The following is a 223-nucleotide window of genomic DNA, read 5'->3' as shown; positions in this document are numbered from 1 at the left end:
GATGCGTCACGACCGGTTGCAGGAGCGCTGGAGCGGCGGCGACCTGGCGGTGCTGGTGGCCGGCCGCGACGGCACCACCGTCGCCCACGCCGTACGCCGCCGGGTCGCCGCCGCAGCGCCCTTCGCGCGGGCGCGGTGGCGCCAGGTGGGCTCGTGGAACCCGACCGACCCCACGGGCCGTCCCCAGACCGGGCGCAACCTCTTCGGCCAGGTCGACGGCTCC

1 pseudogene is annotated in these 223 nt (G+C 78.0%); it reads left to right on the top strand.

From position 1 onward, the window contains the following. Window positions 1-223, top strand: a pseudogene (locus QWJ41_RS21610) (Dyp-type peroxidase domain-containing protein); the annotation flags it as partial.

The organism is Nocardioides cremeus, assembly GCF_030518195.1.
Taxonomy (GTDB): domain Bacteria; phylum Actinomycetota; class Actinomycetes; order Propionibacteriales; family Nocardioidaceae; genus Nocardioides; species Nocardioides cremeus.
The sequence above is the reverse complement of the archived record's forward strand: the minus strand, read 5'-3'. Positions and strand labels throughout refer to the sequence as shown.